At 65.9% G+C, this 23,425-nt stretch carries 24 protein-coding genes and 3 pseudogenes; 8 read left to right on the top strand and 19 right to left on the bottom strand.

Going from position 1 to position 23,425, the window contains the following annotated elements:
• The 3 genes and pseudogenes from GEV10_24795 to GEV10_24785 all read right to left on the bottom strand — a co-directional run.
• A partial coding sequence (locus GEV10_24795) for a GNAT family N-acetyltransferase (protein ID MQA81659.1) occupies positions 1–276 on the bottom strand: 276 nt, incomplete at its 3' end.
• A gap of 125 nt (positions 277–401) precedes the next feature.
• Positions 402–920 (bottom strand): annotated as a pseudogene (locus GEV10_24790) (recombinase XerD).
• Positions 899–976: pseudogene (locus GEV10_24785) on the bottom strand (XRE family transcriptional regulator). Before GEV10_24785 ends, GEV10_24790 begins: the two co-directional pseudogenes overlap by 22 nt.
• Positions 977–1,044: 68 nt before the next feature.
• On the opposite strand from GEV10_24785, the gene GEV10_24780 reads away from it, so the two are divergent.
• From GEV10_24780 to GEV10_24760, 5 genes and pseudogenes are all read left to right on the top strand, one after another.
• Entirely contained in the window at positions 1,045–1,800 is a 756-nt protein-coding gene (locus tag GEV10_24780) for a MerR family transcriptional regulator (GenBank protein ID MQA81658.1), read from the top strand.
• A gap of 25 nt (positions 1,801–1,825) precedes the next feature.
• Positions 1,826–2,158 carry a YnfA family protein gene (locus GEV10_24775; protein ID MQA81657.1) on the top strand — a complete coding sequence of 111 codons (333 nt, stop codon included), beginning with the start codon at positions 1,826–1,828 and terminating at the stop codon, positions 2,156–2,158.
• 10 nt (positions 2,159–2,168) lie between these two features.
• Positions 2,169–2,558: a hypothetical protein gene (locus tag GEV10_24770; protein ID MQA81656.1), complete on the top strand. Its 390-nt coding sequence runs from the start codon at positions 2,169–2,171 to the stop codon at positions 2,556–2,558.
• Positions 2,559–3,126: 568 nt separating this feature from the next.
• Positions 3,127–3,717: a DUF1579 domain-containing protein gene (locus GEV10_24765; GenBank protein ID MQA81655.1), complete on the top strand. Its 591-nt coding sequence runs from the start codon at positions 3,127–3,129 to the stop codon at positions 3,715–3,717.
• Positions 3,714–3,983, top strand: a pseudogene (locus tag GEV10_24760) (DsbA family oxidoreductase). Before GEV10_24765 ends, GEV10_24760 begins: the two are co-directional and overlap by 4 nt.
• A gap of 406 nt (positions 3,984–4,389) precedes the next feature.
• Here the strand turns inward: GEV10_24760 and GEV10_24755 are convergent.
• From GEV10_24755 to GEV10_24685, 15 genes are all read right to left on the bottom strand, one after another.
• Positions 4,390–4,704: a hypothetical protein gene (locus GEV10_24755; GenBank protein MQA81654.1), complete on the bottom strand. Its 315-nt coding sequence runs from the start codon at positions 4,702–4,704 to the stop codon at positions 4,390–4,392.
• 395 nt (positions 4,705–5,099) lie between these two features.
• Entirely contained in the window at positions 5,100–5,570 is a 471-nt protein-coding gene (locus GEV10_24750; protein ID MQA81653.1) for a 2Fe-2S iron-sulfur cluster binding domain-containing protein, read from the bottom strand.
• Positions 5,571–5,582: 12 nt separating this feature from the next.
• Positions 5,583–7,934 carry a molybdopterin-dependent oxidoreductase gene (locus tag GEV10_24745; GenBank protein MQA81652.1) on the bottom strand — a complete coding sequence of 784 codons (2,352 nt, stop codon included), beginning with the start codon at positions 7,932–7,934 and terminating at the stop codon, positions 5,583–5,585.
• Positions 7,935–7,945: 11 nt separating this feature from the next.
• Positions 7,946–8,803 (bottom strand): xanthine dehydrogenase family protein subunit M, encoded by an 858-nt coding sequence (locus tag GEV10_24740; protein MQA81651.1) that lies wholly within the window; start codon positions 8,801–8,803, stop codon positions 7,946–7,948.
• Complete coding sequence (locus GEV10_24735) at positions 8,800–9,264, bottom strand: hypothetical protein (protein ID MQA81650.1); 465 nt, start codon at positions 9,262–9,264, stop codon at positions 8,800–8,802. Before GEV10_24735 ends, GEV10_24740 begins: the two co-directional genes overlap by 4 nt.
• Entirely contained in the window at positions 9,248–10,282 is a 1,035-nt protein-coding gene (locus tag GEV10_24730; protein MQA81649.1) for an LLM class flavin-dependent oxidoreductase, read from the bottom strand. The genes GEV10_24735 and GEV10_24730 overlap by 17 nt, the downstream gene beginning before the upstream one ends.
• Before the next feature lie 61 nt (positions 10,283–10,343).
• A complete protein-coding gene (locus GEV10_24725; protein ID MQA81648.1) occupies positions 10,344–11,036 on the bottom strand; it encodes a TetR family transcriptional regulator in 693 nt (230 codons plus the stop codon).
• A gap of 31 nt (positions 11,037–11,067) precedes the next feature.
• The gene (locus tag GEV10_24720; protein ID MQA81647.1) at positions 11,068–12,441 is read right to left on the bottom strand and encodes an AMP-binding protein; all 1,374 of its coding nucleotides are present in this window, start codon (positions 12,439–12,441) and stop codon (positions 11,068–11,070) included.
• 12 nt (positions 12,442–12,453) lie between these two features.
• Positions 12,454–13,407 (bottom strand): amidohydrolase family protein, encoded by a 954-nt coding sequence (locus GEV10_24715; protein MQA81646.1) that lies wholly within the window; start codon positions 13,405–13,407, stop codon positions 12,454–12,456.
• 15 nt (positions 13,408–13,422) lie between these two features.
• Complete coding sequence (locus GEV10_24710; protein ID MQA81645.1) at positions 13,423–14,727, bottom strand: ABC transporter substrate-binding protein; 1,305 nt, start codon at positions 14,725–14,727, stop codon at positions 13,423–13,425.
• A 6-nt stretch (positions 14,728–14,733) separates the two neighbouring features.
• On the bottom strand, positions 14,734–15,489 hold the full coding sequence (locus GEV10_24705) for an ATP-binding cassette domain-containing protein (GenBank protein MQA81644.1): 756 nt from the start codon (positions 15,487–15,489) through the stop codon (positions 14,734–14,736).
• 8 nt (positions 15,490–15,497) lie between these two features.
• Complete coding sequence (locus GEV10_24700; GenBank protein ID MQA81643.1) at positions 15,498–16,235, bottom strand: ATP-binding cassette domain-containing protein; 738 nt, start codon at positions 16,233–16,235, stop codon at positions 15,498–15,500.
• Positions 16,232–17,293, bottom strand: coding sequence for a hypothetical protein (locus tag GEV10_24695; protein MQA81642.1), 1,062 nt, complete (start codon positions 17,291–17,293; stop codon positions 16,232–16,234). The genes GEV10_24700 and GEV10_24695 overlap by 4 nt, the downstream gene beginning before the upstream one ends.
• A 12-nt stretch (positions 17,294–17,305) precedes the next feature.
• Positions 17,306–18,157, bottom strand: a complete 852-nt coding sequence (locus GEV10_24690) for a branched-chain amino acid ABC transporter permease (protein MQA81641.1) — start codon at positions 18,155–18,157, stop codon at positions 17,306–17,308.
• Positions 18,158–18,250: 93 nt separating this feature from the next.
• Entirely contained in the window at positions 18,251–19,453 is a 1,203-nt protein-coding gene (locus GEV10_24685; GenBank protein ID MQA81640.1) for an acetyl-CoA C-acyltransferase, read from the bottom strand.
• Positions 19,454–20,510: 1,057 nt separating this feature from the next.
• On the opposite strand from GEV10_24685, the gene GEV10_24680 reads away from it, so the two are divergent.
• Genes GEV10_24680 through GEV10_24670 form a run of 3 tightly spaced genes read left to right on the top strand, consistent with a single transcriptional unit; the run spans position 20,511 to position 23,218 of the window.
• A complete protein-coding gene (locus GEV10_24680) occupies positions 20,511–21,419 on the top strand; it encodes an LLM class flavin-dependent oxidoreductase (protein MQA81639.1) in 909 nt (302 codons plus the stop codon).
• Between the two features lie 30 nt (positions 21,420–21,449).
• Positions 21,450–22,826: an amidohydrolase family protein gene (locus GEV10_24675; GenBank protein ID MQA81638.1), complete on the top strand. Its 1,377-nt coding sequence runs from the start codon at positions 21,450–21,452 to the stop codon at positions 22,824–22,826.
• On the top strand, positions 22,691–23,218 hold the full coding sequence (locus GEV10_24670; protein MQA81637.1) for a RidA family protein: 528 nt from the start codon (positions 22,691–22,693) through the stop codon (positions 23,216–23,218). Before GEV10_24675 ends, GEV10_24670 begins: the two co-directional genes overlap by 136 nt.
• Before the next feature lie 96 nt (positions 23,219–23,314).
• On the opposite strand, the gene GEV10_24665 is transcribed toward GEV10_24670, so the two are convergent.
• On the bottom strand, positions 23,315–23,425 hold a 111-nt coding region (locus GEV10_24665), incomplete at its 5' end, for an IS982 family transposase (GenBank protein ID MQA81636.1).

Raw genomic sequence — 23,425 nt, 5'->3', positions numbered from 1 at the left:
GTAGTCCGGATTCCACCGGTTCAGGCTGCACCAGCCGATGAACGCCCCGTCGGAGACACGATCCACGGCCAGCCGTGCCCCGGTGCCTCCCTCTGCCATCTGCCGGCAAGCCGTGATGAACCGCTCGGAGCGCACGCGTTCGCTCCACGGCGGCGCGTCCCAGTAGCGCAACACGTGGGCGCTGCTATGCAGCGCGAAGAGGTCGTTCGCATCCGCGTCGTCGACGGGACGCAGTCGAAGGCGAGCGGTGTGCAGCGTGGGGGTGGGCAGCGACATGCGCGTCTTGTTCCATCCCGTGATTGGTTGCGATCAACCACACATCTGATGCCGGCCACTCGCAACGGGTTTCTCGGCGGTCGGGCAGAACGACGTGCCCGTCATGGGCATTAGCGCGTTGATAATCACGGCGACTTGATGGAGCGTCCGGCGTAGCGAGCCCATGGTTCGGCGGCCTTGTCGGCGTGCAGGAACGCGACCTGGGCGCTGTAGCCGAGCGCTTCGGCAACTACGGATGGAGGGCACTCGAGTACGAGTTCGCCGTTGGCTCGGTTGCGGGCGCCGAGCAGGTTGACGCCGAGGTCGCGGAGTCTGTCCATGGCGGTGTTGGCGTGGAGGTGCCGTCCGGCGAGGGTGCCGGGGAATAGCCAGGGGCTGTCCGGTCCGGCGCCGGTGCGCAGGTTCGGTCGCCGTGCGATGTGGTCACGTAGGAGTTGTGCGAACGGTTCGGGCACGTCGGTTGGCCGCTGTCCGAGGGTGCTGGTCATGCCCTCGGACTTGTCGTCGACAACGTCGGCTTGAAGTGTGACGACCTTGCCGAGGGGCTGGGCGTAGAGAAGCAGCAGCATGCCCGCGACTCGGTAGGGAAGGGACTCGCTGGCGCCATTGACGAGTTCGTTGATCCAGGCGAGTCGCTGATCTCGCAGATCGCGGCGACGACCTGGAGGGAGACGCGTTCGGGGCGCTGGTTGACCAGGCGAATACTGTTATCGGACATCTAGTGTCACCCTTGACCTTCGAGTCGACTCGAAGGTTTACCGTCTGGCCATGAGCGCGTACCGAATCTCCCAGCTCGCCGAGCGCACCGGGGTGCCCGCCAGCACGCTGCGGTACTACGAGTCGACCGGACTGCTGCCCGCCGAGCGCTCTCCGGCCGGATACCGTCTCTACGACGAACCCGCGATCGAGCGGCTTGGCTTCATCGGCACCGCCAAACGACTCGGGCTGCCGTTGGAGGAGATCGCCGAGCTGCTGCACGTGTGGGAGAACGGCGCGTGCGTACAGGTCAAGACCGACCTCCGGCCCCGGCTTCAGGCCAGGCTCGCCGAAGCTCAACAGCGCGGCGCGGAGGTCGCCGCGTTCATCGCCTCGCTGCGGGCCGCGCTCGCGCATCTCGACGCGCTGCCCGACCGGTCCGGCCGCTGCGATCCCAACTGTGGCTTCCTCACTCTTGCGGCCGACGGTCCCGCCGCGCAACCCGGTGTCGATGAGTCGCCGCGGGAACGGTGGCGGGACGCTCCGGTCGCCTGCTCGCTGACCGCCGACGACATCGGCGAACGCGCCCAGCAGTGGCACGACGTGCTCGCCGGCGCCGTCCAGGGATCGATCCCCGACGGCCTTCGGTTCACCGTGCCCGTCCAGCGGCTCGCCAAGGTCGCCGAGCTGGCCGCCGCCGAACAGACCTGCTGCCCGTTCTTCGACTTCCGCCTGCACCTCGACGGACCACACCTACACGTCCAGATCCGGGCCTCCGTCGACGGCCAGCCCATGCTCGGCGCCCTGTTCGACCCGCCCGTCAGCTGATCTCCCCGCAGACAAGGAACCGCCCGTGCTCGTTGCCCGCTCCATCGCGTTGTTCGTGCTCGCCGCGCTCGCCGAGATCGGCGGCGCCTGGCTGGTCTGGCAGGGCGTCCGCGAACACCGCGGCTGGCTGTGGATGCTCGGCGGCATCCTCGCGCTTGGCGCCTACGGCTTCGTCGCCACCTTCCAACCCGACCCGCACTTCGGTCGCATCCTCGTCGCCTACGGCGGCATCTTCGTCGCCGGCTCCCTGCTGTGGGGTGTGGTCACGGACGGCTTCCGCCCCGACCGGTGGGACCTCATCGGCGCCGCATTCTGCCTCATCGGCGTCGCCGTCATCATGTACGCACCCCGCCCGTGAGAGGGGACAGATGCTCGACGTCACCGAAGTCGAGGCCAACAAGGCCATCGTCACCCGTCTCGTCGACGAGGTATTCAACGGGCTGGACCTCATCGACGAGCTCTACGCTCGGAACCTGACCCGGTCCGCGCGCGCCTGGATCAGGCCCTTCCGCGAGTCCTTCCCCGACGGTCACATGGAGATCATCAACCTCATCGCCGAGGGCGACAAAGTCGTGGGCCACTTCGCCTGCACCGGCACTCACACCCGCCCATGGCTCGGCCACCCACCCACCGGCCGCCGCTTCACCCGCATCCCCGAGGTCTACATCTTCACCATCAAGGAGCAGAAGATCGTGCACGCCTGGGGCCTCGAAGACACCCACCGCCGCCTCGTCCAACTCGGACTCACGCCCCGATGAATGCCCTGCCCTGCTGCCGTCCACGGCCCGCGACCGCGGGCCACGACCTCGACGTCGACGTCACTCCGACTGGCTGGCACCCCTTCGCGCTGCCGTGTCAACCGCCCGTGTTGAAGGATGCGTGACTTGATGGGGCGGTGACACCGCGCTCGACTGCACTGGATCATCACACCGGCAGGCGGCTACTGAAGAGACTTGCATCTGGTACCTGGGTACACGTTTACCGTCGAGACATGACTGCTTCAGAGCTGGACATCTCCGGATCGTGGGTTCCACACAGCTGCACGCTGCCCACCGTCGAACAGCCCGTACGGACGAAGGAGTTCGACGAGGTATTCGCCCAGGCGGGTGCAACACCTCGAGCAGATCGACGACACCCGGTTGCGGTTCGAACTGGACGCCACGGCAGCGGTCGCCGCACGACCGAAGTGTCGATGCCGCGCGACAGCGAGGAATGCCTCGCTCTCTCTCAGCTCCATGGCTGCTCCGGCCATCGTGAAGTTTGGCTTCACGACAGTGAACCAGATCGTGCTTGTTGCCGCAGAGTCTCGACGCGATCGTGACGGCCATGGTGAAGATGCGATCACGCGCCAGAATGGTCGCCGTGGTGCTGTGTCTGGGGGCATTGCTTCTCGGTCCCGGCGCCGCCGCTGCCGAGCCGCCGCGGGGGCCGGACGTGCGCACCGCACACGTGGCGGTGCAGGCCGAGCACCGGGCGCTGCTGACCCAGCTGGCCGGGACATGGGACGTGCGGCAACGCACGTGGGCAGGTCCCGGCAGCGATCCGGTGACGTTGCCGGCGGCAACAGCGCATCGCCGGCTCGTCCATGACGCCTACGTCGAGGAGAGCATGACGTTGGCGGAGAACGACGACGGTGAGCAGTTCACTAGGCATGCCGTGATCACCCGAAACGACGTGAACCAGACCTTCGAGTACTTCTCGATCGATTCGAGGCTGCCACAGATGACCGCGCATGAGCGGGATTCCCACCTACACCATCGCCCGAGAGCTCGGTCCCGGGCCACAGCGCCTCGACTCCTGATCGCCGAAACCCCGTTCAGTGGGGCGCCTTCACCCTGCCCTTGCATGGGCGCGACGCGGGGTGAGGCGAACACCTGTGGCCCAACAGCCACGATCACTTACCAAGGACGTTCATGAGGCTAGAGATATACGCCGATGTGCTGTGCCCGTGGTGCTACATCGGCAAAAGACGCCTGACGGCAGCGTTGGCGAACCTCGCCGACCGCGACAGCCTGGAGATCGCCTGGCGCAGTTACGAGCTCGCCCCGGAGGAAGGCCGGATCCCCGGCCCGACCGCCGCCGAGGCCATGGCCGGATGGTGGGGCGAGCAGGCGCCTGCCCGGATCGCCCGGATCCGATCGCTGGGCGCTGCGGAAGACTTGGAGCTGAACCTGCATCTGGCCAGTTGTCGTCGTCGATGTCCCACTGGGTGGCCAGCGCGTTCAGCATCGGTGATGCTGTCGACTTCGGGGATCGGGACCAGGTGGTTGCGGCAGAACCAGCCGATCTGTCCTTCGACGCCGCCCTTCTCGTGCGTGCCGACCTGGCCGGGGCGGCAGTACCAGCTGTTCAAGCCGTAGTGGGAGCGGAACGCGATCCACCGGTCAGCCTTGACCCGGGCCCGCGACAGGCCCAGCATCTTTGCTACGGCGGCTTCAGGTTGTCGTAGCGCACGTTGCCGACCGGGACACCACCCAGCACGGACAGGGCGTGAGCGTGGCCTTCGAAAGGCCTCCTGCCCGCATGAAACCGAGATCCGGTGCACGGCCTTGCCGGGGAACGACAGCCGGAAAGAGAACAGGTAGCAGATCACCTGCTCGCCGCGGATGCGCACCGCGACGTCCCGAAGTCGACCTCGGCCTCGAACCCGGGCTTGTGGGTCTGCGGCAGGAACGCGGTGTCCGGGCCGCGCCCGGACTCGGCCAGGATCTCGCGCCGGCGGCCAGCGACATAGCCGCGGACCACCTGGTAGGAGATCCCGACCATGCCGTGCTCAGTGATCAATCGGTCCACGATCCGGGTCACCGTGTGCTTCTGCTTGCGCGGCGCAGTCAGATCAACGCGCAGGATCTCGTCGATGGCCGGCTTGAACGGGTCCAGCTTCGAGCCCCTGGCCGGCGTCACCGGGTTCTGATGCCTACGTGGGTTCTGTGGGTCAATGCCAAGTGTCGAGCGGCGACATAACCTTGGCGTCCAGTCGACCGGAAGTCTGTGATCGGAGGGAGTCTGATGAGCAGTCACTACGAGGACTTCAGAGGCTCATTGAACGTAACCCTCGCGGTGTTCGACCACCTGCGCAACGGCTTCGTCTGCGATACCGCTACCGAGATCAATCGCGCCGAGAGATCGAGTCAGCACCGGCGCGCCAGGGCCCACATCCAGGCCGGGAATAGACCCGGCCTGCCGTTAAGGGATGGGTGGGCTCCTTCCTCGCGGGTGGGTCGAGAGCCGGCAGGAGTGGTAGTTGGCGAGCTCAGCCGCGGCGACCTTCTACGCGGGGGTTCTTGTCTGCTGCTCAACTACGGTTGACGCCGGGCGGCGTCTCGGACGGCATCAATGATCCCCTGGTAGCCGGTGCATCGGCATAGGTTAGATGCGACGAGGTCGGTGATCTCATCGTCGCTGGGGTTGTTGGTCTCTCGCAGGTATCCGGTTGCCAGCATGAGGAAACCCGGTGTGCAGAAGCCGCATTGGAGGCCGTGGTTGGCGGAGAAGGCCTCCTGTAGCGGGCTCAGCTGCTCAGGGGTGCCCAACCCTTCGACCGTGTCGACCGTTCGACCGTCCGCTTGCACGGCGAGGGTCAGGCAGGACCGAACGGGTTGTCCGTCGACGAGCACTGTGCATGCTCCGCATATTCCGTGTTCGCACCCGAGATGAGTGCCGTGATTGCCGAGATCGTGGCGAAGCATGTCGGCCAAGAGGCGCCGAGCTTCGACGGTCACGGTACGATGTTCGCCGTTCACTGTGACCTGTACGGTGTGTTCAGTCATCGCTTCAGCTCCTCAGCGGTGTTCGCCCTCGATCGCGGACAGCACGACCTCCGGAAGCACGGGGATGCTATCCAATGACACGGCGTGCCGGGGCAGGGCGTTATTGACCGCGTTGATGACTGCCGCAGGTGCACCGATGGTTCCACCTTCTGCCATGCCCTTCGCGCCTGTCTTGCTGGTGGGGCACGGCGTCTCCAGATGCCAGATCTCGATGTTCGGAACCTCGTGTGCCGTCGGTACCAGGTAGTCCATGAGTGTCGAGGTGAGCATCTGCCCGTCCTCGTCATAGACCAGGCGCTCGTACAGGGCACTCGCTATGCCCTGCGTTACCGCGCCTCGAATCTGGCCCTCCACGATCATCGGGTTGATGACCACACCACAATCCTCGGCGACGACGTACCGCTCGATACGGACCTGGCCGGTATCGGGAGACAACTCGACCACAGCTCCGTGTGTGGCGTTGGAGTATGTTCCAGGGGAGTCGAACGCCGCTGTCGATATCAGCTCACCGCGCAGCTCCAGTGGGACGAGGTGGCTCCTGTGGTAGACGGTGCGGGCGACAGAGCCGATGTCCAATCCCGTGCCCGGTGACCCACGGACCCCGACTCGACCGCCGACGAGCTCGATATCGTCCGGAGCTGCCTCCAGGAGATGGGCGGCAACCTCGCGTAGTCGATCGGCCAGCCGGACTGCCGACTGCTTCGCCGCACTTCCGCCGATCACGGCAGAACGACTGGCGAACGTGCCCCAACCATGTGGCACGACGTCGGTGTCGCCTTGAACCACCCGGACGCGGCCAGGGTCGACGCCCAGCTCGTTGGCCACCAGCTGAGCGTAGGTGGTGGCGTGACCTTGGCCCTGGGAATGCGTCCCTACGAGCACCTCGACGGCGCCGGTCGGGTCCATCCGTACGGTCACGTTCTCGGCACCGGGCACGATGTCCATCTTCCGGCGTGCGTATGCCGTGGATCCGAATGCCGCACCCTCGACGAAGCACGAGAAGCCGATGCCGATCAGTCGACCCTCCGCACGCGCCCGGTCCTGCCGCTCGCGCCACGCGCCGACATCGAGCTCGGCAGCACAGCGCTCCAACGCAGCCAGATAGCTGCCTTGCTCGTAAACAGCACCGGTGACGGTGTGGTACGGAAACTCGCCATCGACGATCACGTTGCGTCTGCGGATCTCGACGGGATCCAGGTCCAGGGCCCGCGCGGCCTTGTCCATGAGGCGTTCGATGGCGAGTATCGCCTGCGGTCCACTCACTCCTCGGTACGGAGCGATGGGCGGTTTGTTGGTGAGCACGCCGCGTGCTCGTCCCCTGTAGTTCTGCACCCGGTAAGGGCCTGGGACCTGAGCGGGTGCTGCGAGCACCTCGACGGCGCAGGTGAAGGGGAAGCAGTTGTAGGCGCCAACGTCACAACTGATGTCGGCGATGATGCCTTGGAGTTCGCCGGTCGAGCTGAACCCAGCGCGCACGACATAGCGCTGCTCGCGTCCCTGAAATGCCGACAGCAGACTCTCCTGGCGATCCTCCACCCATTTCACCGGGCGACGCAGCAGGTACGCGGCGGCGGCGACCGCGATCTCCTCACGGCTGACAGCGCACTTCATGCCGAAGCCGCCACCGACATCGGGGGCGATGACCTGTACCCGGTGCTCGTCCATGCCGAGCGCTGCCGCCACCGCGGTGCGCAACAGATGCGGTATCTGGGTCGAGGAGTAGACGATCAGCTTACGCTCGCGCGCACTCCACCGGGCCGCGCATGCTCGGCCCTCCATGGGACATGCCGACTGTCGGCTCGAGGTGACGGTGACGTCCACGACAACGTCCGCCTTCTCGAGCACTTCGTCGATTCCCGGGGTGTCAGCCACGGTGACGTCGAGGGTGACGTTTCCAGGCACGTCGTCATGCACCAACGGTGCCCCGTCGGCAACTGCCGCGTCGACGCTGGCGACGGCTGCCGTCGGATCGTAACGGACATCGACCAGTTCGGCGGCATCCTCCGCCAGGTAAGGAGAATCGGCCACGACGAGGGCAACCGGCTCGCCGACGTGACGAACCGTATCCGCGGCGAGCGGACGCAGCGTCGTGGGGACGAAGCTGTCCCAACCGAGCATGGGACGCATGCCGCCGACGTCGGCGAACGAGGCGGCGGTGAGCACCTCCACCGCACCCTGAAAGGCCAGCGCCTCGTCGGTGCCGACGCCGACGATCCTCGCAGCCGCGTGTGGGCTTCGTACGAACACGGCATCGAGGGCATCCGTCCACTCGATGTCATCGACGAAGTTGCCGAGTCCGGTCAGCAGGTACGGGTCCTCCGCCCTCGGCTGAGACCGTCCGATGACCGGGCCGACCGGTTGGATTGGTGTCGCTGTCACCGTTGGACCGCCTTCCTCAGCGCCTGCTCGACGAGGACCGCGACGAGCTTCGTGCGGTACTCGGACGACCCGTGCACGTCTGCCGGCGGACGCACGTCGTCGGCTGCGAGTCGACCTGCTTGCCGCAGCACCTCGTCGGTGGGGTGACTGCCGACGAGTGCCTGCTCGGCCAAGTCCACTCGCACCGGCTTCGGTGCTACACCACCCAGTGCGACCCGAGCGGCAACGAACACGTCGCCCTCCAGCTCGACGGCCACGGCAGCGGAGACCAGGGCGAAGTCTCCGCTGCGTCGCGCGAACTCCCGAAGCGCCACGCGGGACCACCGGGCCGGTAGCCGCACTTCGGTGAGTATCTCGTCGGGTTCCAGGGCCGTCTCGTAGTAGCCGCTGAAGAAGTCCGACGCCCGGACGCTACGTCGACCGCGCAACGAGGTCATCTCGATCTCGGCATCGAGCAGCAACGCGAGCAGACACCATTCGGCGCTCGGATCCGCGTGTGCGAGGCTGCCACCCATGGTCCCCGCCGTACGGATCGGGTAGTGCCCGACGAGCTTCGCGGCATCGCGGAGGTAACCGAAATCGGCGCGGATACGTGGGTCGGCACTGCGTTCGATGTCGAGGTGACGGGTGAGGGCGCCGATCCGCAGCACGTCGTCGTCTCGACTCAGGTACCGGAGCGCGTCGATGCGGCTGACATCGATGAGCGCGGTGGGCCGAACGAGCCGGAAGTTCAGCATCGGTACGAGGCTTTGCCCCCCGGCGAGTATCTTCGCTTCGTCACCCTCGTCAGCGAGCAGAGTCACCGCCTCGGCCGTGGTGTCTGCTCGACGGTAGGCGAACGGTGCTGGTTTCATCGGCGGGTACCTCCACGGTTCTCCCGGTGATCCGACGGGTTCCCGGTGAAGCCGGTCTGCACGAGCTCGATCAGCACGCCGTGCGTGCTTGCCGGGTGGATCCAACACAACTCAGGCGTCTGTTCCGGATCATCGGCACCGATGACGCGCGATCCACGTTCTTTCAACGCGGTTGCCGTTCCGAGCAGGTCGCCGGTCGCCAGTCGAACCTGGTAGACGCCTTCCCCGTGCTCACGCAGGAACCTGGCGACGGGACTGGTCGGCGAGGTGGCCTCCAACAGCTCGAGCATTACGGTGTCGCCGTTGCCGAAGTTGCGCCACCGCAATGCGTAGCCGCGCTGGGACTCGTAGACAGGTCCCATGGGAACGAGCCCCAGTCGCTCCTGGTAGTCCGCGGTGGCGTTCTCCAATGACTCGACGGCTATCGACACGCAGAGAAGTCCATCAAACACCGGATACATCCTTCGCCACAGGTGAGTCGGCTGACCTCGATCGGAATTCCGCGATCAGGTCATGGAATCGTTCGAGGCGCTCCTCGCGCCCACCCGACAGCAACGTCAACGTGATGCGGTCGACGCCGAGGTCCGCGATGTCGCGCAACCGGGTCAGGCAGTGCTCCCGGTCTCCGGCGATCGCAGCCAGCCGGACGAACTCATCGCTGACGACGTCGGCATGCCCTGCCTTGACGGACAGGTGCTGACCGAAGTCGTACGTGGCTGCGGCTTGCTGGGCCTCGGCACGGAATTTCTCCAGGCTCGGTGGGACCTCCTTCCACCGACTGAGCCACCGCGCTTGGGCGGACGCCCAGGACTTCACCTCCCGGGTCGCCTCGTCCAGGTCGTCACGGATGGAGATCGTGGCCCAGTAGTCGACGACGATGTCACTGTCCTGACGGCCTGCCTCCCGCAGACCCTCGCGGAGCTGTGACAGCTGCATCTCGATCAGGTCAGGGCTGGCAATACCCATCAAGATGACACCGTCGGCGTACTGACCGGCAAGACGGATCATGCGCGGCTGACTGGCGGAGAGGAAGATCGGCACCCGTCGGGCCGTCGTCAGAGCAACGTGGCTCTCCGCGAACGTGACCTGCTCGCCTGCCAACAGACCACCCACCTGCGTGAGCCACGTGCGCATCTCCTTGATGGACGCCGGCTTCATGCCGATCGGGAACAGTGCGCTGTCCCCTGCGCCGACCCCGAGCATTGCGCGACCGGCGGACAGCTCGTCCAGCGTGGAGATCGCGTTCGCTGTGACGGTGGCGTGCCGGGTGAAGGGGTTGGTCACGCCCGTGCCGAGCTTGAGACTGCTTGTGCTCGATGCCGCCGTCGCAAGACACATGTAGGCATCCCGCATGACGAGCTGCGAGTCGATCATCCAGAGAGCGTCGATCCCCGCCCCCTCGGCACGAGACGCCAGGTCGACGACCCGCCGGGTCGGTTCTCGTGGACTGATTCCCATCGAGAGCCCGAACGTGGTCATGAAGGACCTCCTGAAACCGCTGGGGATGATAGCTGGCTACCTCGACTCCCGCCATCCACCTTCAGCCTGCCGGGTCGGCTTCCGGTTCCCTGCCGCCGAAGAGCGTCCGGAACCAGATCTCAGCCAGGACCCGGGCAGCCGGTTCGATGTCGGCGTCCGAAACGGGACCGAACTCCTCGTCGCTGAACGTCCGGAACGCGTACTCCTCGACCATGCCGCTCAAGGCACGGATGGTGATCTCCGGGTCGAGTGGAGGCAACGATGAGGCTGCCTGGTCGTCACGGAGCTTGGCGACCATGTGGGTGTACAGGTCCCGGCGCACCGCCCACCACATCTCGCGCACCCTGTTGGACTCCGCAGTGGTCTCGAGTGCCGACCGGAGGAAGTGCCTGTTCTCGTAGTAAGCCGTCAGGTAGGTCGTCGTCGTTCGCAGCAGGTTCACCGAGAACGGGTCGCCAGAGCGCCAGGTACCGCGAGTAGCGTGATAGAGCCGCCAGAAGACCTGGCTCAACAGGACGACGAACAGCTCCTCCTTGTTGTCGAAATACCGGTAGAAGCTGCCGATCGAGATCTTGCCCGCCGCGGCGATGTCCGTCACCGCGATGTCCTTGTAATGACGGGTACGGAACAGCTCCTCAGCGGCTTGCATGAGGCGTTCCTTGGTGCGCTTGCCTCGCGGCGTGGAGGGCGCGACGTTCGAGACCATCCATTCCGGCGCCTTGATGGCTGTGCCCCTCGTTGAGTCAGATGTCATGGCTACGTCCTATCCGCGGGCCTCGAGAGAATCACGACGACGACCCAGTCCCGGCGCTGCCGCCTCGGGACTCTCGTTGATCCGACCATCGCTGGCGCTTGATCAGATCGCTCTTGCCCTCAGGAAGTAGGCTCGAACCTTCGTACGTCCGAACGTCGAACCGTAGACCCATCGCGTCACGCAGCCGGGTGGCGATCTCGCGCAGTGTCGTTTCTCCGTGATCAGGCCCGGGTTCGAGCTCAGCGAGGATTTCGAGCTCTTCGCGTCCGGTTCGCTGGTCGATGTAGATCCTCGCCTGATACTCGCGCGCGCCCGAGTTCAGCACGACATCATCGATGTCGGAGACGGCGAAGTTGACACCCCTGGCGCGGAACACGTTGTCGTACCGTTCGACCGTGCCGGCCTCGAAGGCAGGCAACGTACGGCCGCAAGGGCAAGCGTCAGCGGGCAGCTTGGTCACCCGGTCGCCGGTGGCGAATCTCACCAGCGGAGATGCCGACGTCGCCGAGAACGGGGTGATGATGAGCTCACCCGCCTCACCGTCGGCCACCTCCTCGCCGGTCTCGGGATCGACGACCTCGTACAGGGCGAGATGCGGCAGCGTATGCAGGACGCCACGGCCACCTCCCGGCACGGCGCCGCGATCGCAGCACCAGGCGATCGCGCGTTGCGTGGACCCGTACTGTTCGAAGATTCGCGCGCCCCAGACCTCCTCCCGCTCGACGAGCCAATCGATCGAGAACGGCTCACCTGCGACCATGATCGCTCTCACTCCGAAGTCGCGTGGAGACATGCCCTCGTTCAACGCGGCGACCTCGAGTCGGCGCAGGTATGACGGGCTGCTGGCGCACAGCAGGCTGACGTCGTACTCGGAGAGGTAGCGGAGCTTCTCTGCGGTGTCGTAGTTGCCGGTAGCCAGGAAGACGCCACCGAGGCTGCGCACCGCATCGTGGTACCACTGGCCGGCGGCGCGCGTCGTGAGGGGAAGGCAGCTCATCACTACGCTGCCCTTCGTGACACCGGCCCAGTGGAAACCGAAGCGTTCCATGGCCCGTACCCCGTCGACGTCCGTCTGGTTGAGTGGATACCGCTCGCGGCCTCGGCCCGACGTTCCCGTCGTCTCCACCACCTGCCGTAGGTCCGAGTCATCGAGCACTGACCGTGATCCGAACGGTGGATGTTGGCGTACGTCCTCCAGGATCTGGCTCTTGTCCACCGTCGGCAGCGACGTGAAGGCCCCCTGATCGGTTATGGAGCGCTGCCGAACACCGGCCAACGCGTACTTGTGTGCATAGAAGGGATTCGACCAGACACGGTCGCGGAGGAAGCGGTCGAGACCTTCCCACTGCAGCCGCCGCAGCTCGGCCGGCGTGGCCTTCTCGACCTCAGGATCCAACAGGTGCACGCGAGTTCCTCTCTACACTTTCGGCGCGAGAACTAGGCATCTCTCGGCATTGCCTCCCAGGATCAGGCCGACCTCCTCGTCGGAGAACTCGACTCCGTAGCGCGCGGCGCGCTCGCTCAAGCCGCTGACCCATCGCGTCCAGCTGACGAGCTTGTCCTCGCCGCGGTACCTGGGACCGGAGAAGTGATCCGTGCCGAACAGGATGCGGTGTGCACCGATTCGGTCGCGGGCATCGGCGATACGGCGAATGACGCGCTCCTCGTGCTGATATGCCTCCTCCTCCCAGTTCGACAGCTCGAGGTAGGTGGAGGCCGATGTCTCGGCGACCGACACGGCCTCGTCCCACCACCACGGGAATCCGGCGTGGGCCATCCAGATGGTGAGCTTGGGGAAGTCGATCTGGACGTCCTGCACGCCGAGTGGATTGGCGAACCGCGGTCGCAGCATGGCGATGGTCGTCCCGGTGTGAATCACGACAGGCAGGCCCCATGCCTGGCATCGCTCGTAAAGGGGATAGAGGCGCGTGTCGTACGGGTAGAAGCCCGCAGGCGGATAGACCTTCAGGCCACGCATATCGAGTCGCTGAACCGCCCATTCGAGCAGTTCCACCGCGTTGTCTCGGCGGGGGTCGATGCCGGCGAAGGCGACCAGTCGGTCACCGTGCAGTTCCACCATGTTGTGGTAACGCTCGTGGATCTGCTCGATGGAGACCTTGCTCGGCTCTCCGATGCCGAGCTCCCAGTCCAGGGTCAGGATCACTGCCTTGTCGATCCCGGCCGTGTCCATCTGAGCGATCAGGTTCGATCCGTCCGGGTCTGCCATACCGCTCTCGATGCGTGGACGGACGATTTCGGGATCACGTCGCTCGAGCGGCTGGTGTGCCCATCGGTGGGCAACGCTGTCGAACCAGCGGGCAGGCCAGAATCCTTCGTCGTACACGTGGACGTGTGCGTCAACGACACCCACCTATGAGCCTCCGGTTCACTTTGCCTTGGCGACAGCTTGCTTTGCGGCTTCCGTGACTGGCGCACCCGACGAGTGGTAGTTGTCGAGAGCCTGCTTGATCGAGGACCGTTGAGGCTGGCTCTCGATCCAGGGTCCTGTCGGTATCTGTGTCACTCGACCATCGGGGCCTTTCACCACCTTGTTGAGGTAGACGTTCCAGTTGACCCCGTGACCCTCGTCGAACGTGAGCTTGCCACCCGGTGAGTCGACGGTGACACCTTCCAGCGCCGATACGAGGGAGTCACTCTCGCCGAACTCCTCACCCGCCTTGGCTACACCCGCGTGCAGGAACTGCATCGCGGCGTACGACTGCATCGAGAACGCGCCCGGCAGCCGCTTGTACTTCTTGACGTACGCTTCGCGGAACGAGTTGTTCGCCTTGGTGTCGAGCCAGGGACTGTAGCTCCAGTACGTCTCACTACCGATGGCGTTCTCCTTGACCTGGTCCAAGAAGATGGTCTGTTCGGTCACGTCGCCGAATGTGTACAGGGGTATGTCGAAGCCCGCCTGTTTGTACTGGGTGAAGAAGGCGACTCCGTCGGCACCGAACATCATCGGTGCGATCGCCTGGACGTCTCCGCTGACGCTACGCAGCTGAGAGAGATAGGGCCCATAGTCGGTGGTGGGGAACGGCGCGTATACGGCCTTCTTCACCGTGATGCCGAGCTCCTTGGCGTCACGGAGGAACGGGTCGAGCAGCTGGCGCGGAGCAACGTAGTCGTCGGCGATGGCGGCGATCGACTTGACTCCGGCCTTCTGCGCGATGACGGCCCCAGAACCGTGGAACTGGCTGTTGGCGAAGCCCACGCGGAAGATGTACTTGCTCTTCTGCTCCTGGGTGAGTTCCTCGGCGCCGGCCACCGTGACGAGCGTGACGACCTTGTTCTGGTCGAGGTAGTTGCGCACCGCGAGTGCGGCAGCGGAGTTGACGAGGCCGATGGCGACGTCGACGTCATCACGCTCCACGAGCTGGCGTGCGGCGCGCAAGGCACCCTGGGGGGTGCTCTTGGTGTCCGCCTTCACCACCTCGACCGGGCGCCCGTCGATCTTGTTGCCGTTACTGGACAACCAGAGATTGATCGGATCCCTGATGACCTTCGGTCCGTACGCGGCGAAGACTCCGGTTTCAGGTGCGAGGATGCCGATCTTCACCGCGTCATCGGCCGGGCCGCCGCCGCCCTGACATGCCGTCACCGCGACGAGGGCCAGGAGGGCGCCTATCGCGGCCGACAGCCGGAAACGCCGGCCATGCCGCCACGGTGCGCTGGACTGTGCATGCATGTGTCGTCACTCCTCGTCTGTTACTGCGTCCGTTGTCGACGTGGCACCTCGGCTTCGATCAGGTGCCGCTAGCTCGTCGGTCGTTCCTTGGGCACCCAGTTGACGGAACGACGCCACGCTTCCGTGGAACGTGATCCGGCCACCCGGGGCGACGTGTGCCACCGTGTCGGCCAGGCTCAAGGCGAACTCGGTGCGCTGCTCGGCGATCAGCAGGGAGACACGGTCCGCTTTGAGCCTGCTGAGGACGTCGACGATGCCGTCGATGATGACCGGCGCCAATCCCTCGGTGGGCTCGTCCAGAATGAGCAGACGCGGTGAGGTCAGCAGTCCACGACCGAGGGCGAGCATCTGTTGTTCACCGCCGCTCAGGGTTCCGCCGCGCTGCCGTCGCCGCTCGTACAGGCGAGGAAAGAGCTCGTAGATGTCTGACAGCGTCCAGGCGGTCCCCTGCCGCGAGGACACGGCGACTCGCAGGTTCTCTTCCGTGGTGAGCGAACCGAATATCCGCCGGCCTTGAGGCACCAGTGCGACGCCACTACGTGCGATGCGGCGCGGCGACCATCCAGCGATGTCGACGTCTTGGAAGAGCACCTGACCCGTACGCGGCGGAGTGAGTCCGGCGATGGTCTGCGCCATGGTGGTTTTCCCCGCGCCGTTGGGGCCAAGAACTGCCACGCATTCACCGGGGTGAACGTCGAGGTACAGCCGGTCCAAGGCGAGCGCGGCCCCGTAGTACGTGCTGACCTCGCGCAGCGCGAGCAAGGGGTCGCTCATAGCCGCATCCCGAGGTAGGCGCGGATGACGTCGTCGTTGGAGCGGATCTCTTCAGGAGATCCGTCCGCGATCAGCTCGCCGGTGGCAAGTACGGTCACTCGCTCGCACAGTGCGAAGACGACGTCCATGTTGTGTTCCACCAGGATCGTGGTGAGCTGTGGATCGAGACCGCTCACCACGTCCATGAGGGTGGTTATCTCTTCTGTCGACAGGCCGGCGGCCGGTTCGTCGAGCAACAACAGATCGGGCCGGGACATCATCGCCATCGCTATCTCGACGATCCGACGGACACCGTAGGCGAGCTTCCCTACCTGGATGTCCGCATGGTTCTCCAGCCCCCATCGGCGTGTCGACTCGACGGCTTCGTCGGCGATCTCACGATGACGGCTCAACGATCGCAACGTCCGGAACGTCAGTCGCTCACGTCCACATATGGCGAGCTCCAGGTTGCGCACCACGGGCAGATCGTCGAAGAGGTCTGCCACTTGGAAAGTGCGTCCGATTCCGAGAGCAGCGCGTCGGTGTGGGGGCATGGTGGTGATGGCGCGGCTCTTGTACCTGACGGTGCCACTCGTCGGACGGTCGACGCCCGAGAGGACGTTGAGCAGAGTGGTCTTCCCCGCACCGTTGGGGCCAATCAGGGCGCGTCGTTCACCCTGCTCGACCGCCAGTGACACCCCACGCAAGGCATGCAGCCCGCCGAAACGTCGGGTAATGCTCTCGGCGCTGATCATGACTCCGACCTCCGTGTGGACGCCGACTCGTGCTCGGGGGCGAGCTGGTCATTGGCCTGCTGCGCCACGACGGGACCGTCCGGCTGATCAGGTTCTGCGCGGCGCTTAACGAGTCGAGACACGCGACTCGTCACGCGCTTCCCGATGCTCGACTTCGTGAACGCGCGCCAGACCCGAAGCGCTATCACCACGTAGACGAGGCCAAGTATGAGGTTCGTCCGGTCGGTGTAGAGGGAGAGAACTCCGGAAAGACCTTCGATGACGATCGCACCGAGGATGGGGCCGGCGACGAAGGCCGGGCCGCCCACCGCCACCATGAGAAACGCAGCACCGGATGTCGCGACCGAGAACGCCTCCGGTGTGACGAAACCACTCTGGTAGGAAGCGAGCGCGCCGGCAAGACCGGAGATGGGGGCGCTCCAGAGCAATGCGGTCAGGTTCGTCCGGTAGACGTTCACCCCAAGCGCGCTGGTGCGCTTGGCACTGTCGCGTCCCGCGCGGAGCAGATGACCGAACGGTGCTCGGGCCAGCGCTCCGACCAGAATGGCCACGGCCACCAGCGTGACGAGTGAGAGGTAATAGAAGTTCGTACGTTCACCCAGGTTGACGCCGAAGACGGACGCAGCCGTCATCCCGGTGATGCCGTTCTCGCCGCCAGTCACCTCGGTGAACCGCTGTGTGAGGTTGAACAGGATCTGACCGACGGCGAGTGTCGCCATGAGGAAGTAGTCGGCCCGGGTCCTGAGCAGAATCGGTCCGACGACAAGCGCGAACAGCGTGCTCGCCGCGACGGCAACCAGAATCGACAAGGCCATGTTCGTCACGCCGTGCAAGGTGAGAAGCGCGACCGCGTAGCCACCGACACCGTAGAAGGCGGCATGACCGAGACTCGGTAGTCCGCCGTGCCGCATAGGAAGGCTGAGGCCGAGCGCGAAGATGGCAAAGATCGCCGTCGTCGTCGCAACGGTCACCTGATACGCCGGAAGGAAGGCTGGTACGCCGCAGGCGCAGGCGAGAGCCACGACTGTGACGATCGCTTTGGTCTTCGTCCCCATCATGCGCTCCTCTACCTACGCGCGTGCGCCAAGGAGACCGTTTGGCCGCAATGCCAACAGGGCCAACATGACGACGAAGAGCACCGATCCACCGACTTCTGGGAACGCGACCCTCCCCAAGGTGTCGACGATGCCGACGACGAGTGCCCCGATCAACGAGCCCGTCAGGCTGCCCATCCCTCCGATGATGACGACCAGAAAGGCGCTGAGCAGGACGTTGAAGTCAGCGCCCGGGTAGAGGCCGATGATTGGACCACCCAGGAGCCCACCGACGCCGGCCAGCAGACCGCCGGCCGCGAACGTGGCGCACGCGACGATGGCTGGATTGCGCCCCACGGCCCCAGCCATCTGCGGGTCGTCGGTCACGGCACGTACCACGGCGCCGACCATCGTGCGTCGTTCACACAACTCGAGTACGACGGCGACGAGAGCACCGAGGACGAGAAGGAACAGCCGGTAGCTCGAGTACTGAAACGAGCCGATGTGGACGGCCTCGCTGAGAATGCCCGGTGTCGACAACGTGATGATGCTGCCGCCCCAGAGGAGAAGCGCGAGGTCACCAATGACGAAGATGAGCCCGAACGTGAGAGTGGCCTGCCGCATGAGGTCGTTGCCTACATTGCGAATGAGCAGATACACGACGAGGCCCAGCACGAGTCCCGCAGCAGCCGCGAGCGCGGCGGCAAGGACGTGACTGTCGAATGCACGAATCGCAGACAGGGCGACGTATCCACCGATCAGGTAGAACGAACCGTGGGTCAGGTTGACCACTCGCATCACACCAAGCGTCAAGGTGAGCCCGGCCGCGAGCAGGTAATAGACCATGCCCAAGGAGATGCCGTTGAGCAGCTGGGAGAACCAGTACATCGAACCTCCCTGTGCAGCGTGCGCAGTAGGGCGACGGGTATGGCCCTGACTCTCGTGTTCGGGTTTTGACGCCTTTTCGTGCAGCCGTCGCGGCTAGGCGACGTCGATGAGGATCGCGTCGGCCTGGCCGAAGCCGCCGCATACCGACGCTGCCGCAAGCCCTCCGCCTCGACGCCGAGCTTCCAGGGCCGCCGTCAATGTGATTCGCGCACCACTGGCGCCCGTCGGATGGCCGATGGCGACCGCTCCCCCGTTGGGGTTCAGCCGTTCCCCCACGTCCCGACGCAAATCGTGGTCGCCTTCGGTGAGAACCTTGAGGCTGACCAGCGCAGTGGCCGCGAAAGCCTCGTTGATCTCGAGTACGGCTATGTCCTTCACCTTGTATCCGGCGACGTCCAGAAGACGTTGCAGCGCGTGCGCCGGCAGATACGCGGACGAGTCCGGTGCACCTGACATGCCGGTGTGGCCGACCACGCGTCCCAGCGGGGTCAGGCCGTGAGACTTCGCGTAGGCCTCGCTGGCCAATACCACGACCGCCGCGCCGTCGTTCAAGCCTGGCGCGTTGCCAGCCGTGACTGTGGGACTGCGGTAAACCGTCTTGAGACCGCCAAGCTTCTCGGCGTCGGTGTCCCGCCGGGCTTGTTCGTCCACCTCGAGTGGTCCGTTGCGGCCCTCGGGACGTACCCGCATCTCATCGTCGAACAGACCCGCATCGTGGGCGGCGAAGTACCGGCGGTGACTTTGTGCCGCCCACTGGTCCTGTGCCGCACGATCGACGCCGTAGGAGATGGCGACCTCACCCACGTACTTGGCGATCGGCGCATCGCTGAGGGGAGAGCGCATCAGCAGGATGTCTTCGGCCTCGAGGTTCCCCGCCCGCGGCCTACCGGCTGTCCGCGGCGCACGCAGCAGCCAAGGGGTTTGGGACATCGCTTGCGCACCACCGGCGACGACGACATCATGTTCACCTGCGGTGATCTTCTGTGCCGCCAGCCCGATCGCGGTCATGCCGGAGCAGCACGCTCGATCGACGGTGAATGAGTCCGTCTCCTGCGGAAGCCCGGCCTCGAAGACGGCACGCCGGGCGGGCACGAGCGCACCCGACGCCAGCACGGCGTCGCCGAGAATCACCTCACCGACCGCGCCGCCGGCTATACCCAGGTCGTCGAGACAGGTGCGGATGACCATGCCGGCCAGCTCCCAACTGGCGTAGCCGGCAAGCTCGCCGCCGAAGCGACCGAACGAGGTCCGAGCACCTCCGAGGATCACTGCACCGCCCATGCCGACCCTCTCCAAACATGAATGCTACGTCATGTTCATATTACTTGGCGCCACGGACTGTCAAGAGGGAGCGACAACATCAGGTCGGAGGAGTGCCGCCGCCACCATGCCGTCATCAAGGCCGAGCTCAGCCCTGAGTTCCGAAGATCATGAGCACACGCTGCAGGCATTCCCTCGAGGACATGCCCTGCCCCGGCTCCAAGCCGAGACGGACCCGCCGACCTTGGGGAAGGAGCCGGCGAGTCCGTTGACCGCAACAACTCAGTCATGCCCGAGGAGGCGGAGAACGCGGAGGGCTTGCCGATCGAGATTGCCTGCCGCATGACGCGCGCTTGCTGAACGGGTGCCTCGCGGTGCGGAATGTGGTGCGAAACGGCGGTGGCTGGTGCGAGTTCGGGTGCTCCAGAGGTCAGCTCTGGGGATGTTGTTGCAGGTAGATGCCCTAGGTGGCCATGAGTACGGTTCTCGTAATGAATAGGTCGACGGGTTCGATTCCGACAGGCGGCCCCACACATCACCTCAGGTCAGAGGCTGGACATGGGGCTGAGACCACGTCAATTCCCTCGGGCTAGGACTCCAGGCCGAAGTCGTGGCGGTGTGCGGAGGGCGACGCGGACCTCGACAACGACGGTGGGTCGACCCGGGTGTAGCGGAGCGGATTCGCCGCTGGAGACATGATGATCAACGCCGGCGACGACGAGACCGAAGCTGCCTACGACCGTGAAGTTGAAGTCACCGCCAACGACTTCACTTCACAACCGGAGGCTTTCACCTGTCAGGCCGACTCACCGCCACATGACGGGACAACCTCCCTGGACATCACAGCTAGGGGCCGGTACGGGTCATCGAGATCTACGCGCCCGCGGGGCGAGACTTCCACATCGTCGACGACCCCGTGGACGTCGAGGACGTCGAGCGGCCCCAGATCGCCCACCTCCTGCCCGAGGGCGTCGGGTGGACGCCATGAGGCTGGGCAACCTCGTCCCCCACTTCGGCGAACTGGTCGACCGGCGGGCCATCATCGAGCTCTCGGCTCGCAGCCAGCAGGTCGGCTTCGAGTCGCTGTGGGTGCGTGACCACCTCATCTGGTCGCCCCACGGCATGGAGGGCACCCGACAAGACCTTCATCGACGCCTTCGTGACCCTAGCGGCCATCTCGGCCGTCACCGAGGGGATGGTGCTGGGCACGGGCGTGGTCATCCCCATCCGCTGGCCGCTCAAGCTGGCCCAAGAGTTCTCCAGCCTGTCGTTCCTCAACGGCGGCAAGGTCGTGGCCGGCGTCGGGCTCGGCTTCAGCCCGGCCGAGTTCGCCGGGGCCGGCTTCGACGTCGAGCGGCGCGAGGAGATCCTCGTCGAGACGGTGGCCATCTTCCGCGACGCCTGGGATGACGGCCTGGTGGACTTCCACGGGCAGGTGTTCGACGTCGACGACGTGGAGCTGTTCCCCACCCCCGTCGAGCCCATTCCCGTGGTCTACGGCGGCAACACCCCCAAGTCGATCCGTCGGGCGGTGGACCACACCGATGGCTGGTACCCCGGGCGGCTCCCCATGAGCACGCTCGAGGCCCGCCTCCGCTACCTGGAGGACTACGCCGGCGAGCGCGCCTCGGAGATGCACACCATCATCCAGCCGCTGGTCGTGGTGGCCCCGACCCGAGAGGCGGCGGTGGCGAAGGTGCCCGTCGACGAGGTAGCCCACAGCTCGGGCGGCGCCAAGTTCTGGCTCAAGCCCCCATCGGGCGAGTTCCGCACGGTCGAAGACCTTCGCGGCCTCGTGGTGTGCGGGACCCCCGACGACGTGGTCGAGCAGGTCATGGAGTTCCACGACCTCGGCATCGACGAGCTCGTCTTCGACCTGCGCCTCCAGTTCGACGAGTACGAGGATGCCCACGAACTCCTCGGCGCAGAGGTGCTGCCGGCGCTGCGCGCCGCCTTGGCGTCGCCTCGGGGTGCGACGGCGACCGCCACCACCACCGCATGACCGACCCTCCCCCCACAGAAAGGAACGGCCGTGCCGCAGTACAAGACGAGGATCAGCGGTGGCGACGTCATGGTCCGAGGCCAGCTCGTGCCCGCCGACGTGCTCATCGATGGGAGCTCCATCGTGGGCATCCTCCGGCCAGGGGAGCAGGCCGACGCCGCCGAGGTCATCGACGCCACCGGCAAGTGGGTGCTGCCCGGCATCATCGACACCCACGCCCACACCCGCGAGCCCGGCTACACCCACAAGGAGGACTTCCACACCGCCTCCCGGGCCGCCGCCGTAGGCGGCATCACCACCATGATCGACATGCCCAACGTTGAGCCGCCCACCGACACGCTCGAGCAGTTCGAGGTCAAGCGCGACCTCGCAGCGGCCAAGTCGATCATCGACTGGGGCCACTGGGCGGCCGGGACCGATCCGGTCCAGGTGAAGAAGATGGCCGCGGCCGGCGCCACCGGCTTCAAGATCTTCCAGGTGTCGGGGGCCTACCCCCACGATCCCCGCCTGGCGGTCAACGACGAGGGTCGCCTGATCCAGGTCTTCCGGACGATCTCCGAGGTGGGTCTGCCCTGCCTGCTGCACCCCTTCAACCAGTCGCTGTTCGAACAGCTCTCGACCGAGGCCTTCGCGGCCGGCAAGCCCCCGAACTGGCAGACCTTCAGCGAGGTCTACACCACCGAGGCCATATGGCACACCGCCGTCAACACGCTCGTGAACCTCCAGGCACTGACGGACGTGCGGCTCCAGGTGGTGCACACGCACTCGCGGGGCAGCCTGCAGCTCCTGCGGGAGGCCAAGGAGCGGGGCCAGCGGGTGACCGCCTCGGTCGATCCCAAGTACTACCACCTCACTCGAGACGATCTCGCCCGCCTGAAGGGCCGAGCCTGCCCGGGCGGTTACATCACCGAGGACCCCGAGCGCATGGCCGCCATCTGGCAAGCGCTGGCCGACGGCACCATCGACATGATCGACTCTGACCACGCCCCCCACACGCTGGAGGAGATCGAGGTCCTCGACCACGACGCCTGGAACGCAGCCATGGGGTCGCCCCAGTACGACTGGCAGTACAGCATCACCCTCACCGACGTGTCCGAGGGCGTGCTCTCGCTGCGCCGGGCGGTGGAGCTGCTCAGCGAAGCCCCAGCCCGCCTCCTGGGCATCTTCCCCCGCAAGGGCGCCCTGCTGCCCGGTTCGGACGCCGACCTGGTGCTCGTCGACCCGCGCCGTCAGGTGGTGCTCACCGACGAGGGCCTCCAGACCAAGGTGGGTTGGACGCCCTACATCGGTCGCCAGGTGACCGGTGTCGTCGAGCTCACCATGCTGCGGGGGACCACCATCGCCAAGGACCGCCAGGTCCTGGGCGAGGCCGGTTACGGCCAGTACCTGGCCGGGGTGGCCCAGTGAGCCGCCAGCCGCTCAACATCGACGGGTACCACGTGCCCGTCAAGGGCTTCACCCAGGCCGTCCAGGTGAGCGGCGTCGGCCAGATGGTCTACGTGTCCGGCCTGACGGCCCGCCAAGCCGACGGCAGCGTGGCCGCCGTGGGCGACGCCGCCGGCCAGGCGAGGGAGATCATGCGCAGCCTGCAGCGCATGCTGGCCGCGGCCGGCGCCACCCTCGACGACGTGGTCCGGATCGTCACCTACCTCACCGACATCGCCGACCACCCCGCTGTGCACGCCGTGCGGCGGGAGTTCTTCGGGGACGAGCCGCCCGCCTCCACCAGCGTCCAGGTCGTGCTTCTCTACGACGAGCGCCAGCTGGTGGAGATCGAGGCCACCGCCGTGCTGCCGTGAGCACCGTCGTGACCCACTGGGTCGACGGGCGGCCCCTCGGCGGCGAGGGCTCGACCGTTCCCGTCCACTAGATGAATGATTCCGTGAAGCTGCTGGTCAGTGGTCGTAGGCGGTGAGTGATCGTTTGCTGGTGACGCCGGTGGTCCAGTTGTGCCAGATCCCGGCGGCCATGGCCAGCAGGCGTTGGGCGACTCGGGTGAATACCCC

It is taken from the genome of Streptosporangiales bacterium, from assembly GCA_009379955.1.
In the GTDB taxonomy this organism is placed as follows: Bacteria; Actinomycetota; Actinomycetes; order Streptosporangiales; family WHST01; genus WHST01.
This window is presented reverse-complemented; position numbering and strand designations above follow the sequence as displayed.